At 65.2% G+C, this 15,490-nt stretch carries 13 protein-coding genes; 8 read left to right on the plus strand and 5 right to left on the minus strand.

Annotation, left to right across the window (positions count from 1 at the left end):
- Positions 1-21: 21 nt before the first annotated feature.
- The gene (locus L1892_RS13870) at positions 22-1,125 is read left to right on the plus strand and encodes an ABC transporter ATP-binding protein (protein WP_235724193.1); all 1,104 of its coding nucleotides are present in this window, start codon (positions 22-24) and stop codon (positions 1,123-1,125) included.
- A gap of 77 nt (positions 1,126-1,202) precedes the next feature.
- Positions 1,203-2,924 (plus strand): alpha/beta hydrolase, encoded by a 1,722-nt coding sequence (locus L1892_RS13875; RefSeq protein WP_235724194.1) that lies wholly within the window; start codon positions 1,203-1,205, stop codon positions 2,922-2,924.
- Positions 2,925-2,927: 3 nt separating this feature from the next.
- Here L1892_RS13875 and L1892_RS13880 read toward each other — a convergent pair whose 3' ends face one another.
- Together L1892_RS13880 and L1892_RS13885 are read right to left on the minus strand one after the other, a co-directional pair.
- Positions 2,928-3,371, minus strand: a complete 444-nt coding sequence (locus L1892_RS13880) for a nuclear transport factor 2 family protein (RefSeq protein WP_235724195.1) — start codon at positions 3,369-3,371, stop codon at positions 2,928-2,930.
- Positions 3,368-5,248 (minus strand): N-acyl-D-amino-acid deacylase family protein, encoded by a 1,881-nt coding sequence (locus tag L1892_RS13885; protein WP_235724196.1) that lies wholly within the window; start codon positions 5,246-5,248, stop codon positions 3,368-3,370. Before L1892_RS13885 ends, L1892_RS13880 begins: the two co-directional genes overlap by 4 nt.
- Before the next feature lie 132 nt (positions 5,249-5,380).
- Here L1892_RS13885 and L1892_RS13890 point away from each other — a divergent pair, with 132 nt between their 5' ends.
- Together L1892_RS13890 and L1892_RS13895 are read left to right on the plus strand one after the other, a co-directional pair.
- Positions 5,381-6,322: a helix-turn-helix domain-containing protein gene (locus L1892_RS13890; RefSeq protein WP_235724197.1), complete on the plus strand. Its 942-nt coding sequence runs from the start codon at positions 5,381-5,383 to the stop codon at positions 6,320-6,322.
- Entirely contained in the window at positions 6,319-6,882 is a 564-nt protein-coding gene (locus L1892_RS13895) for a dihydrofolate reductase family protein (RefSeq protein ID WP_235724198.1), read from the plus strand. Before L1892_RS13890 ends, L1892_RS13895 begins: the two co-directional genes overlap by 4 nt.
- Before the next feature lie 25 nt (positions 6,883-6,907).
- On the opposite strand, the gene L1892_RS13900 is transcribed toward L1892_RS13895, so the two are convergent.
- On the minus strand, positions 6,908-8,887 hold the full coding sequence (locus L1892_RS13900; RefSeq protein WP_235724199.1) for a hypothetical protein: 1,980 nt from the start codon (positions 8,885-8,887) through the stop codon (positions 6,908-6,910).
- A 778-nt stretch (positions 8,888-9,665) separates the two neighbouring features.
- On the opposite strand from L1892_RS13900, the gene L1892_RS13905 reads away from it, so the two are divergent.
- The gene (locus L1892_RS13905) at positions 9,666-10,496 is read left to right on the plus strand and encodes a crotonase/enoyl-CoA hydratase family protein (RefSeq protein WP_235724200.1); all 831 of its coding nucleotides are present in this window, start codon (positions 9,666-9,668) and stop codon (positions 10,494-10,496) included.
- A gap of 22 nt (positions 10,497-10,518) precedes the next feature.
- Here the strand turns inward: L1892_RS13905 and L1892_RS13910 are convergent, their stop codons facing one another.
- Complete coding sequence (locus L1892_RS13910; RefSeq protein WP_235724201.1) at positions 10,519-10,998, minus strand: nitroreductase family deazaflavin-dependent oxidoreductase; 480 nt, start codon at positions 10,996-10,998, stop codon at positions 10,519-10,521.
- A gap of 132 nt (positions 10,999-11,130) precedes the next feature.
- Here L1892_RS13910 and L1892_RS13915 point away from each other — a divergent pair, with 132 nt between their 5' ends.
- Together L1892_RS13915 and L1892_RS13920 are read left to right on the plus strand one after the other, a co-directional pair.
- Positions 11,131-11,571, plus strand: a complete 441-nt coding sequence (locus tag L1892_RS13915) for a hypothetical protein (protein ID WP_235724202.1) — start codon at positions 11,131-11,133, stop codon at positions 11,569-11,571.
- A 75-nt stretch (positions 11,572-11,646) separates the two neighbouring features.
- Positions 11,647-12,567 (plus strand): N-acetylglucosamine kinase, encoded by a 921-nt coding sequence (locus L1892_RS13920; protein ID WP_235724203.1) that lies wholly within the window; start codon positions 11,647-11,649, stop codon positions 12,565-12,567.
- 23 nt (positions 12,568-12,590) lie between these two features.
- On the opposite strand, the gene htpG is transcribed toward L1892_RS13920, so the two are convergent.
- The gene (gene htpG, locus L1892_RS13925) at positions 12,591-14,570 is read right to left on the minus strand and encodes a molecular chaperone HtpG (RefSeq protein ID WP_235724204.1); all 1,980 of its coding nucleotides are present in this window, start codon (positions 14,568-14,570) and stop codon (positions 12,591-12,593) included.
- 150 nt (positions 14,571-14,720) lie between these two features.
- Between htpG and L1892_RS13930 the strand changes: the two genes are divergently transcribed.
- The gene (locus L1892_RS13930) at positions 14,721-15,476 is read left to right on the plus strand and encodes a PIG-L family deacetylase (protein ID WP_235724205.1); all 756 of its coding nucleotides are present in this window, start codon (positions 14,721-14,723) and stop codon (positions 15,474-15,476) included.
- Positions 15,477-15,490 lie beyond the last annotated feature (14 nt).

Below are 15,490 nucleotides of genomic sequence, written 5' to 3' on the forward strand. Positions count from 1 at the left end.
CAGTCTCAGGAGATACCGATCATGGCTTCCATCACCTACGACCAAGCCTGCTGCGTCTACCCCGGCGCCGACAAACTCGCCGTCGACCGCCTCAACCTCGACATCGAAGACGGCGAATTCGTCGTCCTCGTCGGCCCCTCGGGCTCCGGCAAATCCACCGCACTGCGCATGCTCGCCGGCCTCGAAGACATCGACTCCGGCCAGATCCGCATCGGCGGCAACAACATGGTCGGCGTCGCCCCCAAAGACCGCGACATCGCCATGGTCTTCCAGAACTACGCCCTCTACCCCAACAAAACCGTCGGCGAGAACATGGGCTTCGCGCTCAAGATGCGCGGCATCCCCACCGAGGAACGCACGGCCAAAGTCGCCGAAGCCGCCCGCCTGCTCGACCTCACCGACTACCTCGACCGCAAACCCGCCAAACTCTCCGGCGGTCAACGCCAACGCGTCGCCATGGGCCGCGCCATCGTCCGCGAACCCCAAGTGTTCTGCATGGACGAACCCCTCTCGAACCTCGACGCCAAACTACGCGTACAAACCCGCACCCAAATCGCCGCACTACAACGCCGCCTGGGCACCACCACCGTCTACGTCACCCACGACCAAGTCGAAGCCATGACCATGGGCGATCGCGTCGCCGTCCTGCGCCACGGCGTACTCCAACAGTTCTCCACGCCCGCCGACCTCTACGACCGACCCGTCAACGCCTTCGTCGCCGGCTTCATCGGCTCACCCGCCATGAACCTGTTCACCGCACCCGTCACCGACGGCGCCATCACCATCGCCGGATCCACCGTCGACCTCGACAACGAAACGCAAGCCTTGCTCCGCAAATCCGGACTGGGCAAAGTCATCGTCGGGATCCGTCCCGAACACCTCGCCATCGGCGACACCGGCATCGACGCCGACGTCGCCCTACTCGAAGAACTCGGCAGCGAAAGCTACATCTACGCCCGCGTCGACGACCCAACCATCGCCAACCTCGACGGTGAACCGGTCACCCTGGTCGCCCGGTCTCCCCAGCGTGCGCCGGCCAAGGCCGGAGAATCGGTGCGGCTGCACCAAATCGACCGGGCGGTACACCTGTTCGATCCCGACACCGGCGACCGCATCGCCGGATGACCGGGTGATCTGAGATCCGCGCGTGCCGCTGCCTCCGCTGATAAGGTCATCGCGCCGACAACAGCGGAGGAGCGCCGGTGACTTCGGAGAATCCCCTATCGACCGAGAACAATCGTCCGGCCGACGACAACGTCGATTCGCCTGCCGGAAAGCCTGTGGTTCCCTGGTGGCGGCGACACCTCGGCCGCTACCGCTTTGTACCGGTGACCGTCGCCCTGGTCTTTGTCTGGTTCTCCATGACGCCGTCACTGCTACCGCGCGGAGCGTTCTTCCAAGGCGTGGTCAGCGGCGCATCCGCAGCCGTCGGCTACTGCCTGGGCGCGTTCGTCAGCTGGTTCATCCGGTACATGATGTCGCGCGAGGAACCCTGGCGCCCGCCGGCACGGCGATCATGGCTAGTCCTCGGTGGGATCGCGGTCATCGGAACCGTGCTGATGTTGGTGTGGTTCGCCCAGTGGCAGGACGACATTCGCGATCTGATGGGTGTGGATCGCCTGAGCTGGAACTCCTACCCGCTGATCCCGATCGTGGGTGTGGTCGTGTTCTTGATCCTGGTGAGCCTGGGGCGGTTGTTCGCATACTCGGTGCGCTGGTGTGTGCGGCACCTCAACCGGGTCGCCCCGCCGCGCGTGTCGGCAGCGGTGGGTGCCGTCGTGGTGGTCCTGTTGACGATCTTCATCCTCAACGGCGTGGTGGCGAAGTACTCGATGCAGTGGCTCAACGCCAGTTTCGCTGCTGCCAACGATGAGACGAAAGCCGAGACGTCGCCGCCCACCTCGTCGTTGCGCTCCGGCGGTCCCGGCTCGCTGGTCACGTGGGATTCGCTCGGCCGCGAAGGACGGGTGTTCGTCGCCAAGGGGCCCGATGTGGGTGCGTTGTCGGTGTTCAACGGGGCGCCGGCACAGGAGCCGATCCGGGTGTACGCCGGGTTGGAGTCGGCGGACAGTCTGCGCGAAGAGGCGGAGTTGGCCGCCGATGAGCTCGTGCGGACCGGCGGTCTCGAACGGGCCGTCGTCGCGGTGGCCTCCACCACCGGCAGCGGCTGGGTCAACAAGGCGACGGTGGATTCGCTGGAGTACATGTACAACGGCGATACCGCGACGGTCAGTATGCAGTACTCGTATCTACCGAGCTGGCTGTCGTTCCTGGTGGACAAAGAGCGCGCGCGCCAGGCCGGGCGCGCGCTGTTCGAAGCCGTGTCCGAACGCGTACGTGCTCTGCCGGAGGCGGATCGGCCGAAACTCGTCGTCTTCGGTGAGAGTCTGGGATCGTTCGCCGGTGAGGCCGCGTTCGGGACAATCCCGGCGTTGGCGGCGCGGACCGACGGCGCGCTGTTCAGCGGTCCGACGTTCAACAACACTCTGTGGAACGACACCACGAACAACCGGGACGGGGACTCGCCGCAGGTGCTGCCGGTCTATGACGACGGCACGCAGGTTCGCTTCATCGCCGACGAGACCGATCTTTCCCATCCCGACTCGGAATGGAAGCCGTCGCGCATCGTGTACCTGCAGCATGCCAGCGACCCCATCACGTGGTGGAATCCGAATCTGATTCTCAATGAACCGGATTGGCTGGCAGAACCGAGAGGTCGCGATGTGCTGTCCTCGACCCGGTGGATCCCGTTCGTGACCTTCCTGCAAGTGTCCGCCGACATGGCTGTCGCGGTGAATGTTCCGGACGGACACGGTCATGACTACAAGGCGGCGCTGCCCTACGCGTGGGCCGACATCCTGGAGCCGCCGGGTTGGACCGAGGCGAAGACCGCGGCGTTGTTGCCACGCCTCAACCGCGACTGATCCTCAGACCTGTCCGGTGGCGTCGTAGACCCAGCTCGTATCGGCGGTCATGAGGTCGTCCATCCACGTCGGCGGGGCGCTGTTGAGCAGGGTTGCCGAGTCCCAGTAGTCCTTCCAGAGGGTGATCTGACCGTTGCGCACGCGATGCATGGTGACGAACGGCAGGTCGGCGACCTCGCCGGTGGGCCACGTCCAGGTCTCCGAATGCTCGTAGGTGACGTCGTCGCCGTCGGCCACGATCAGACCGTCGTGGTTGTGGCACGCCGACAACGGCTCGAGACCCACCTTGAGGCGTGCGACGATGTCGGCGGGCCCGCGGGCGGCCATCGTGGGACCGAACGGGACGTCGAGGTAGATGCAGTCGTCGGCCAGGAACGGGACCACCGCATCCCAATCACGGTCGGAAAGTGCCCGCCAGAGGCCGAGGACGGTGTCGGTCGGGGTCACTCTGTTGCTCCGGCCTCGGCGAGTGTCGCTCCCTGCGACGGCTGCGCGTCGTGGCCTGACCGAACCTCGGTCACCGGATCGCCGCGACGACCCGCACGGAGGAACTGGCCCGTCCGGGTCTGCCCCACCCGATCGGTCGCTGCGCCCCGGTCCATCACCTTGTGGCCGCTCACGAAGACCGCGACCACCGTGTCGTCGTTGCGATTGACCATCCGCGACATGCCGCCGAATGCCGGCACGGTTGCCTCGGCGTACGTTTCGAGCGATTCGTCGAGGCGCTCGGGGTCGACGATCATCAGGTCGGCCCGGTCCCCCGGTCGCAGGTGCCCGGCGTCGATGCCATACCAGTCGGCGAGTTCACCGGTCATGCGGTGGACGGCGGCGGCAACGTCCATGAAGGGCTCGCCACGCTGCTCGGCGGTGTGGACATGTTTGAGCAGCCGCAGACCGAAGTTGTAGAAGGCCATGTTCCGCAGATGTGCGCCGGCATCGGAGAAGCCGAGTTGGATTCCCGGCTCGCGGGCCATCTGTTTGAGGACTTCGGGTCGGTGGTTGGAGATGGTGGTTCGCCATCGGATGTCGGTGCCGTGCTCCACCACGAGGTCGAGGAAGGCGTCGACCGGATGGAGTCCACCTCGATCGAGTCCGACCTGTCCGAACGATTTCCCGACCACCGATTCGTCTGGGCAGGAGACGATCTCCGCGTCGAAGAAGTCGCGGTGCCAGACGCGTGTACCGAACTTCGACTCGTAGTCCTTGCGGAATCGTCGGCGGTAGTCCTCGTCGCGCAGCAGCTCGTCGCGTGCGAACTCCTCCTTGAGGTGCAGGGCGGCCGCACCGGAACCGAATTCCTCGAAGATCACCAGGTCGATGCCATCTGCGTACACCTCGAAGGGCACCGGTAAATGCTGCCAGCGGAAGTCACCGCCGAGCCGGTTGACCAGTCCCGCAAGCGGTCCCATGATCTTGATGGCGTAGGGGTTCGCTTTGATATCGGCCGCCGAGAGCAGGCTCGTCTTGAGTTTGCGTCGCCCGATCCCCAGCGAGGTGAAGGCTTGCGAGCCGACGTTGGCCGGGTTGGTGATGTCCGGGCCGGCCTGCAAGATGCGACCGGTCTTGCGGAGCAGCGACTTGAGACGCCGCAGTTCTCGAGGCTTGGCAAAGGTCGACGGAAGAGTACGTGAGCGGCAGGTGTCGCCGTCGAGTTTGTCGAACAACAGCTGCTGCGACGACATTCCCACGAAACCCGCGTCCAAGGCGTCGGCCAGCCAGCGCTCCATCTGCGCCTGCTCCGCTGCGGTTGGACGGACAGCATTGCGGGTGGCCCGGTCGAGGCCCATGGCCGCAGTCCGCATGTCGGAGTGCCCGATGAATGCGGCGACATTCGGGCCGAGGGCGCGACGTTCGAGCGCATCCACGTACTCCGCCGGAGTCGACCACGTCTTGTGCGTATCGATGGTGTCGATGACGTGGTGGCGTGGGATCGCCTCGACCCGACCGAACAAGTCTCCCGCCTCGGTCCCGTTGACATGGACGGTCGAGAGCGAGCACGAGCCCACCAGCACCGTGGTCACCCCATGCCGCAGGGACTCGGCGAGCTCCGGCTGCGCGAGCACCTCGATGTCGTAGTGGGTGTGGATGTCGATCATCCCTGGCAGTACCCACTTGCCCGTCGCATCGATCACGTCTGTGCACCCGGTCTCGTCGATGCGGTCGGCCGAGACCACGGCGACAACGCCGTTGCGGATGCCGATGGATCTGACGGCCGGCGGAGTGCCACTGCCGTCGAACCAGAGCCCGTCACGAATGATTGTGTCGTAGGTCACTCGATCATTAGAGACGTGCCTTCGGATGGGTGTCAACGAGTTGGTAGACATTTTTCGATTTCTGTACACCTGACCCACCGGCCGTCACCCAGCAGGACCGCGGTCGGGTCGCAACAGACCAACAGTCGCAACAGAGCAAGAATGGTCGGGCGTCGGGGCACGCGACCGGCGGATACTGAGTGCATGGTTGAGGAGACGGGGCGTGATCGTATCCGCGAGTTACTCGATGCGGTGCTGAGTGAGGACCATCGCAGCCTCGACGACATGGCCGCCGGCGCACACTCCTCGGCGTTTCACTTCAGTCGACAGTTGACCCGTCATGTCGGCGAGTCGCCGGTGGCCATGCGGCGTCGGGTGATGCTCGAGCGAGCCGCATGGCAGCTCCAGCGTGATTCGTCGGTGACTGATGCGGCGTTTGCTGCGGGTTACGAGTCGGTGGACGGATTCGCCCGCGCGTTCGCGCGGGCGTTCGGCCATGCGCCGAGCCGTCTCGGTTCTCGTGACGTACGCGGCCACTGGTTGCCGTCACCGAACGGCATCCATTTCCATTCGCCGACCGTGTTGTACATCGACAGCGACAACGCGACTGAAGAATCTGCAGGTGACGTTCTCGCCATGATGACACGCCACGACCTCGAGGACATCGAGGCGCTGCTCGAGATCGTCAAAGGAATCGACGAATCCGATTACTGTGCGCCACGATTGCCCGGCCACCAAGTGCTGCAGTGGAGTGGTCCAGAGGAATCGATCGCACAGGTCATGACGCAGCTCGTCGCGGGCAAGGCCCCATGGCTGGCCAGCATCGACGGTGAGGACACACCCGACCTCGACATTGCGATGGACGTGACGGTGTTGACGGAACTACACCAGGAGATAGCTCCACGTTGGCTGGCCCTGACCCGTGACATCGATCGCCGCTCGGCGTGGTCGGATCGCATCGTCGACGCAATCTGCGATCCGCCGGAGTCGTTTCTGCTGTCGCAGATCTGGGCGCACGTCCTGACCTTTTCTGCTCATCGGCGACAACTGGTCCGTTGGATGCTTGCCGACGCCGGCATCGACACGACGGGCGCCGATCCCGACCCCATCATGTGGCACCGACACCGATCTGGAGGCACGCTATGAGTTCACATCCCATATTCCGCTACTACACGGCGAGCACGCTCGATGGATATCTGGCCGACCCGGACGATTCGTTGGACTGGTTGCTCACCCAACCCATCGACGAAGGCGGCGCGATGAACTACACCGAGTTCATCGCTGACATCGGCGCCATGGTCATGGGTTGGACCACATATCGCTGGCTACTCGAGAACGAGGTCAGCGATGGAAAGCCGTGGCCATACGACATTCCGTGCTTCGTGTTCACCCACCGCGAGATCACGCCGATCGCCGATACCATCTCCGTTGTCACCGGCGATCCCGGGAGCAAGCGAGACGCTCTGGTGGCGGCCGCCGGAGGCAAGGACATCTGGATCGTCGGTGGTGGCGATCTGGCAGCACAGTTCGCTGACGCGAGAATGCTCGACGAGATCGTGGTGTCGTTCGCGCCGGTCACGCTCGGCGAGGGTCGCCCACTATTCCCCCGACGATATGACCTGGAACTTGTTGACACGGCGCGAAACCGGGCATTCGTGTGCGCACGCTATGCGGTGGTGGGTCCGCGGCCGCGGGTGGCATCCTGACGGCGACGGCTGCGCCCGCCGCCGATCACCTGGGGTAGGTGACGATGATCTGGCCGGTGCGGGCGTTGCGCCAGGTGATGGTGCGGTCGGTGTGCATGGTCGGTATCCACGGCCCGTCGTGTTTGCGGTCGTGGTCGGGTCGGCACAGGGGTGCGAGGTTGAACCCCACAGTCCAGCCACCGGCCAACGGGTCGGTATGACAGAACTTGTGTAGGTGGTCGAGTTCGCATTCCTCGGATGGTCTGCCGCAGTAGGGGTAGCGGCAACGCCGGTCCAGTTGAATGATCTCCGCCCGCAACGCGGCTGACGGCCTGTAGGTCAGCGCCCCAGGTGGTGGGGCGGCGAACCCACCGTGCCCGGTCAGGTCGATCGGTGGGGCCGGTGTGCGGTTGCCGAAGATGATCAGTCCGCTGGCGGTGCGGGTTTCGCTGGGGCGGGCGGTGATGGTGGTGGCGTGTGGTGCGATTCGTGCGGCGTGGGCGGGGTCGATGGCGCCGTAGCCCATCAGGCGGGTGGGGTCGAGGCCGGTGGGGTCGTGGAGCAGGGTCAGGCCGGGGACGATGAGGTCGGAGTCGGAGTCGGAGTCGCTGTCGGTTTCGGCGGAGTCGTCGGCCGGTTCCGCGTCGGCGACGTCGGTGTCGTGTTCGGCGGGTGGTGCGGTGATGAACTCTCGTCGCGGTTTCGGGGAGGGCGCGGCATCCTGAGTGGTGTCAACGGCATTGGTTCCGGTGCCGGATTGGCTACTCTCGCCGTTGTTGTCGATGTTCGAGTCGCTGTCGCTGTCGACGGCAGTGTCTTCGTCGATGTCGGCGAGGGTGATCGGCTGTTCTTCTGCCGCGTCAGGCCCACCGGTCGCGGGTTCGTCGGCGGTTTGGCCCGATGCGCTGGCGTCGTGAGCCGTGCTGGTGTCGACCGACGAGTCGCGCTCACTGTCGGTGACCGAACTCGGGGTGGCATCCGTGGCCTGCCCCCGGTTGCTGGTACGAGTCTGGCGGGCGGGGCAGGTGTCGTCGCCACAGTGGCAGCGCAATTTCGCGCCGGGGGCTTTGATGATCTCGGCGAACGCGGCCACGCGTTGGGCTTTGATGCTGCGCCCATCACGGCGGCAGACCCGTCGTCCGATGAGGGCGCTGATGCGGTCACGCAGGTGCACGCCGTGTTCGGCGGGGATGCAGGCGTCGACGGTCATGTGACCGAACGCTTCGTTACCGATCGTCACATCCCCGAACAGATCGGTGATGTCCTCGCGGGTCTGGGCCGCCCGATCAGGATCAAGACTGATGATGATCGCGTCGAGATCATCGCGCAGTGCAGTGTCGGTGGTGGGTCGGCTGGCCAGATCGAGCACCACATCATCGAAATCCCACGGCTCATCCTCGTCGGCGGGATTGTCGGTAACAGGATCGGGGTCGGTGTCGGCCGCAGCATCACCAGCCTCGTCGGAGCCGACGTCGTCAGTGCTGTCACCGTCGGTGTCGGGATCGAGGTCGGCTGCGGGGTCGTCGAGGTCGAGGGTGAGTTCCTCCTCGACATCCTTGCTCTCGGTGTCGGGTTTGTCGGTGGTTTCGGCGTTGCCGGCGAGTTCGCCCAGTCGTGCTCGCAGGTCGCCGGTGGGGCCGGTGGCGGCGCCGCGGATGGCCACGCCCAGTCGGTGGGGCCTCAGGTCGCCGGCGCGGAAGGCGTCACGGATCTTGGGGTGTTCGTCGAGGAGTTCATCGAGACCGACCCATTCGCCGGCTTGACGTCTAGAAATACCCAACTGCAGCGAGATTTCGCCTTTCGCGGCCTTGTCCGCGGCATTGCGGATGCGGTTCGGAACGAAATCGTTGTAGCCGGTGATGCGCTCGTTGTAAGTGGATTGACCGATCTGACGGGCGATCTGCATCGCGATTGCTTGGGCTTGATTACTCAACCGCAACAAATCGCGACCATGCTGCGCCAACTCATCGAGACTGCTCGAGGCCAGCAGAGCGTCGTCGGCAGCACGGTCGGTGAACGTGAACACGAAACACTCCTTTCCAGCGAAGACGGCCTCTGAGGTCGGGATGGATTGGTGGGAAATCGAACTGCCATCAGACTATCGGGAGGGTCCGACAACTTTGGAGTGCTGCGGGTGGGATGGGGATGGACTCGTTCGGTGAGCTGTTGGGTTCAGGATAGCGGCGGGGTCCGACAACTTTTCGTGCGTGAGTGTGGTTGCGGTGGTGGGCTCTTCGTGACGCTTCCTCGCAAGCTCGATCGCTCCTCAGGGATCGGTAAGTGATTTCCGGACTCCTCCCTTTTCGGCGGGAAACGTTGGTGGGGAATCGAACTGCTATCAGACTATCGGTCAGGTCTGACAACTTTGGTGTGCTGCGGGAGGGGTGTGGATGGACTTGATCGGTGAGGTGTTGGGTACAGGATAGCGGCGGGGTGTGACACCTTGTCCTGCGTGAGAGTGGTTGCGTGGGAGCACCCTTCGTGACGCGACCTCGTAATCTCGGACGCTCCTCAGGGAACAGGGGCTGCAGCCTCACCGAGGTCCGTCGCCCTCGCGCGTCATGCCATTGCGGCTCTCCATCACCTGATTCTCAGGGCGTGGGCGTTTCGCATATTCCGCACCCCACCCCATCCCCGCAGCAGTGTGCTTCGCGCTTTCGCTCAGCTGCTCATCTGAGATCGACCGAGAAGTCCTCGAGGATCGGGCGTACGACCGAATTCCGCCGGCAGGCGCTCGCCGACTGCGCGCAGCGATCCCATGACACCCGGCATAGCCGCAGGTGCGGCCCGGTAGCCTTCTCAGAATGAGCGATCAACAACAGTGGAAAGCGTTCGAGGTGTCGGTTTCCGACCACGTCGCCGAGGTCGTACTCACCGGGCCAGGCAAGGGCAATGCGATGGGACCGGATTTCTGGCGTGAGTTGCCGGAGATCTTTGCGCAGCTCGACCGTGACGACGACGTCCGTGCGGTCGTCCTGGCCGGCTCGGGGGCGCATTTCTCCTACGGGCTGGATCTCGCCGCCATGGGTGGTGACCTCGGTCCCGTACTCGCCGAGGGGGCGAAAGCGCGGCCGCGCACCGAGTTCCACGACAACCTGCGACGATTGCAGGCCGCCATCAGCGCAGTCGCCGACTGTCGAAAGCCGGTCATCGCGGCAGTCGCCGGCTGGTGCATCGGCGGCGGAGTCGATCTGATCAGTGCTGTCGACATCCGGTACGCGAGCGCCGACGCCAAGTTCAGCGTCCGCGAGGTTCGGGTGGCCATGGTTGCTGACGTCGGTAGCTTCGCCCGCCTGCCGGCAATCATCGGTGACGGCCACCTTCGTGAGCTCGCACTGACCGGTAAGGATGTCGACGCGGCCCACGCCGCACGCATCGGACTGGTCAACGAAGTACTCCCGGACCGCGACGCCGCCCTCGACACCGCCCGGGCGACCGCTGCCGAGATCGCCGCCAATCCCCCGCTCGTCGTCAACGGCATCAAGGCTGTGCTGGACCACAGCCGCCGCGCCGGCGTCGAGGACAGTCTGCGCTACGTCGCCGCATGGAACTCCGCGTTCCTCCCCAGTGAGGATCTGTCCGAGGCGGTCACCGCAGTTTTCGAGAAGCGCCGCCCCGACTTCCGCGGCGCCTGAACTGTGCCGGTGCTGGAGCCGGTCAGTTGGCTGCGACCGGCTCCAGCCGGAACACCGGTATCCGACGTTGCGTGCGCTGGACGTAGAGGTCGAAGTTGGGCCACACGTTCACCAATGTCCGCCAGGCGCGCACCCGTTCGTCACCGTCGAGTTCACGTGGCCGCATCGCGGAGACGGTACCGTGATGCCCCACCTCCACGGTGTCGGCCGAACGCACATTGAATACCCATTGGGGCATGTCAGGTCCGCCGAAGTACGAGCCGGCGATCAACCACGCACCCGCTCCGTCCGGTACCGCGAGCAGTCGGGTCGACCGAACAATCCCGCTTTTACGGCCCGCTACGCGCAGCGTGATGTTGGGCAGTCCGGCCACATCCAGCAGGGTCACCCGCTGCCCCGTCAGCTTTTGCAGCGCGCTGTCCACCACCACGATCTGCGGTAGATAGCGCGGCATCCAGCTGATCGAACCGATTTTCACCGCCAACGGCGTGAGCACACCCATACGCCCAGTCTGCCAGGTCGAGCCGACCATCCTCGGCCATCCGAGGGCACGAGTCAACCGAGCCATGAACAGCGTCGGCAACCTGTGGACAACGAACCACGGCTGCGTTCGGAAGACAGCGATGATCTGATCATGACAACGGATGACAGCACGATCCCCGCCATCGAGACCGCTCATGACCCGATCGTCGGTGCCGACGACATGCGCCAACGCTGGCGCGCTCTGATGGGGCCGCTCGGATTCGGAAGCGCGCGACTATGGTTCGCCTTCGTCGGACCCGACCGACGTCTGTTGAAGGTTCTCAATTGGCTGCCCCTGCCACCGACACCTGAACCGGTAGAGGTGGATCCGCTCCTGTTCACCCTCGGCGAGGCAATCGAGGCGCTCGAGGCCGAGTCGGTCGCGTTCCTGATCTCCCGCCCGGGTCGTGACGGTGTCTCCGATGACGATCTCGCCTGGGCGCGCCAGCTGATCGCCGCCGCCCGACGGCACGACGTGCCCGTGCAGCCGGTGCATCGCGCCAACGACGCGGATCTCGTCGCGCTGACCATCGCCGAGGACGCCGCGGCCTGAGCACCTGCGCCGATGAGTCGTTTCGCGTAGTACGTTGAGGCCCGAGGATCAGTTTCGGCGCTGATGGGAGGACCGATGAGCGGCCGGCAACGGATGGCGATCGACGGCGGCCAGACGGGCACCCGCATCCGAGTGTTCGGAGATGGCACGAGCGAACACAACGCCGGTCCGATCTACACCGATCGTCCTGTGGTTCCACAGATCGCCGAGGTGGCGCGGGATGTCATCTCCGCGACCGGTGCCGACGTCGGTGCGGTGGCGGCGGGCGTATCGGGACTCACCCCGCAGGCCACCCGTCCGGACGAATTGCTGGCCGCCCTCGCCGGAGTCGGCCCCGACACGGTCGCGCTGGCGCATGACTCGGTCTCGGCCTACCTGGCCGCCAACCGTTTCGAGAAGGGCGCGGTGATCGCCGCGGGCACCGGCGTGGTCACGCTAGGTGTCGGTGACGGTGGGGTCGCACGCGTCGACGGCTGGGGGCATCTGGTCGGCGACGCGGGCAGCGGCTACTGGATCGGACGCGCCGGGCTCGACGCCGCCTTGCGCGCCTACGACGGGCGCGGCGCACCGACGCCACTGGAACAGTCGGCGCACGCCACGTTCGGTCCACTGCCCGAGTTGTACATGGCGCTGCAGGCGGATCCCGAGCGGGTCGCCCACATCGCGGGATTCGCCCGAGAGGTGTCGGCCGCCGCACGCACCGACGACACCGTCGCCGTCGACATCCTCCAGCGCGCCGCGGCTGAACTCGCCGACTCCGTCCGAGCCGCCCTGCGGCGCAGCGATCCCCGGACCGGGCAGTCATCCCGGGTGAGCTGGATGGGCAATGTCCTGACCAACAACGACCTGGTCCGTACACGATTCATCGAGCTGATCGGCACCACCACACCCGACGTCACCATCGCAGCGCCCTACGGCGACACGCTCGACGGTGTCGCGCTGCTACTGGAGCCGCCAGAACACCATCCTCTCGCCACGCACATCCACCGTGCGTGACGAGAGGTGCCGCGGACGGCTCGCTACTTCTGACTCTCGGTGTGGAGAGTCTCGGTCAGATTGCCCGCCAACAGCTTCGCGAACTCGGCGGGGTCGCCCAGCTCGCCACCCTCGGCGATGACGGCCATACCGTAGAGCAGCTTCGCCGTCGGCACCAGGGCACTGTGGTCCTCGCCGACGCCGAATGCGTTGTTGAGGCCGACGATCAGCGGGTGATCGGCGTTGACCTCCAGCGCTCGCTTGCTCTTGGGCAGTTCCTGACCCGATGCGCGGTACAGCTTCTCCAACTGTGGTGACATCGAGAAGGTGTCGCCCACCAGGCAGGCGGCCGAATCGGTGAGCCGAGACGACAACCGCGCCTCGTTCACGTCGTCGGCCAATGTCTCCGCCAGCCACTCGAGCAGCGAGGCGAACTCCTCGGACTTCTTCTCCTTGTCGGCTTTGTCCTCGTCGGACTCCGTGTCATCGAGCGAGTCGAGATCTACCGCTCCCTTGGCGATCGAGGTGAACGACTTCCCGTCGAACTCGAGTCCGCTGGTCACCCACATCTCGTCGACCGGATCTGTCAGCAGCAGCACCTCGACGCCCTTGGCGCGAAACGCCTCGATATGTGGGGAGTTCTCGATCTGCTGTCGGCTCTCGCCGGTCATGTAGTAGATGGTGTCCTGACCGCTTCGCATCCGGCCGATGTAGTCGGCGAGCGTGGTGAGGCCGTCCGCGGAATCGGTGGAGGCAAACGAGGAGGCCTTGAGGATGGCGTCGCGATTGTCGAAATCGTTGACCAGGCCTTCCTTCCAGACCCGACCGAAGTTCTCCCAGAACGTCCGGTAGTCGTCCGGACGCGAGTCACGGAGATCACCCACGGTGGAGATGACCCGCTTGGTGAGCCGTCGGCGGATGGCCCGGATCTGGCGATCCTGCTGCAGGATCTCCCGCGACACGTTGAGCGACAGGTCCGCGGCGTCGACGACACCCTTGACGAATCGCAGATACTCCGGCATCAACTCTTCGCAGTCATCCATGATGAAGACACGCTTGACGTACAGGTGGATTCCCGAAGATCGCTCCCGCATGAACAGATCGAAGGGCGCCTGGGTCGGGATAAACAGCAGCGCCTGATACTCGAAGGTGCCCTCGGCCTTGACCGTGATGACCTCGAGGGGCTCATCCCAGGCATGGCTGACATGCCGGTAGAACTCGTGATACTCGTCCTGGGTGACCTCGTCGGCAGATTTGGCCCACAGCGCCTTCTGCGAGTTGATGGTTTCGGTGACGACCTCGGTCTTCGGTTCGTCCGTCCGCGGTTCGCCCGTCGACTCGCCGGAATCGTCGGATGCGACCGGCTTCTCGACGTCCATCCGGATGGGCCACGCGATGAAGTCCGAATAGCGCTTCACCAAGGCCCGCAGCTTTGCTGCGTCGGTGTAGTCGTACAGATGATCCTCGGTGTCGACCGGTTTGAGCGCCAGGGTGACCGACGTCCCCTGGGGCGCGTCGGCGACATCGTCGATCGTGTACGTGCCGTCGCCGGTCGATTCCCAGCGGGTCCCGGTGGCCTCACCGGCACGGCGGGTCACCAGGGTGACCCGATCGGCGACCATGAAGGTCGAATAGAAACCGATGCCGAACTGACCGATCAGCTCCTCACTGGCCGCGGCGTCCTTCACCTCGGCCAATTTGCGCCGCAGTTCCGCGGTGCCCGAGCGCGCGACGGTACCGATCAGGTTGATGACATCGTCGCGGGACATGCCGATGCCGTTGTCGCGGACCACCAATGTCCGCCCCTCGGGGTCTGCCTCGAGTTGAATGTGCAGGTCCCCCGCGTCGACGTCGAGTTCCTTGTCCTGCAGCGACTCCAACCGCAGCTTGTCCAGCGCATCCGACGAGTTGGAGATCAGCTCCCGAAGAAAGCTGTCCTTGTTCGAGTACACCGAGTGGACCATGAGATCCAGCAGCTGCCGCGTCTCGGCCTGGAACTCACGAACCTCTGTCTGACCAGTCATGATCGACCTCCGCTCAACCGTCACTGACGAAGCCGCAGTTTACCGACCACCCCATTGGCTAATCTGGGTGGGTCGACCGCTGTGCGGTGCTCGAACGCGCACCGCGGTATCGATGGCCGATGCCCCGCCGCACCATCGAAAGACCGGTGAATGCCAGCTCCTCGTCTGCTGTTCGTGCACGCGCACCCCGACGACGAAGCGTTGTGGACGGGTGGCCTGATCGCGCACCACACGGCGCGCGGTGGCGCCGCCGACCTCATCATGTGCACCTGGGCCGACGGCACGCACCGGCATCGCGAACTGATCGAGTCGATGCACGAACTCGGGTTGCCCGGCCCACCGATCATGCTGGGGTACGCCGACGACCGGGTACCCGAATCTGCTCCGGGAGCGCAGCGATTCTGCGCGGCGCCCTTCGATTCGGCGGTGCGCACGATGGTCGAGCACATCCGGCGGCTGCGTCCCGACGCCATCGTCACCTACGACGCCATCGGAATCTACGGCCATCCCGATCACATCCACGCCCACCGGTTGGCCTCGGTGGCCGCCGACGCCGCCGCCAGCCCCCGCCTGTACCGCTCGGCCGGCGACGCGTGGCAGACCCGATCGGTGTACTTCGTGACAATCGCCGATTGGATGGTCGACGACGTGCGCGACGACCTGTTCGCCTCCGTGCGTCGCGACCACCTGCCCGGTACCCCACCAGAGGGCATCGACCTCACGCTGGATGTCGGACGGTACGGGGAGCGCAAGGCGGCGGCCATCGCGGCACACCGCACCGAGGTCCGACGCAGCCGTACCATCCAGGGGCTGATGGCACTCCCGCCGGAGCGACGCGACCGGCTGCTTGCCTCGGAGAACTTCATCCGGCGCGATCTGGTACCGGGCGGGATCGAGATCTGCTGATCTCCAGCCGCGCA

Origin of the sequence: Gordonia tangerina (assembly GCF_021556435.1) — a bacterium.
Taxonomy (GTDB): Bacteria; Actinomycetota; Actinomycetes; order Mycobacteriales; family Mycobacteriaceae; genus Gordonia; species Gordonia tangerina.